The sequence below is a fragment of the Dysgonomonas sp. 521 genome, assembly GCF_010501055.1.
Taxonomy (GTDB): domain Bacteria; phylum Bacteroidota; class Bacteroidia; order Bacteroidales; family Dysgonomonadaceae; genus Dysgonomonas.
Window position 1 is genome coordinate 1 of record NZ_QVMO01000073.1, and the last position, 278, is coordinate 278.

Sequence of the window (278 nt, forward strand, 5' to 3'; positions counted from 1 at the left end):
TATTCTGCCCGCCGCTTGCGAAAGTAGTAGGGCGGAGCCTCCCCGTAATATACCCTCTCCTGCCTCCCCCGATAGGGGAGGTAGCGCGAGGCGGTCAATGCAAATCAAATTTAAATATAATAAACAGAGCCTCTGCTTCCCCCTCTCCAGTGGAGAGGGTTGGGGTGAGGTGCATTATTCATCTTTCCATCTCTCCAGCCTCCTCCCCATTTGGGGGAGGCCGGGAGGGGGTGGCTTAAAAATTACTTTTATGAAAACAACCTGCACACAACAGAGTA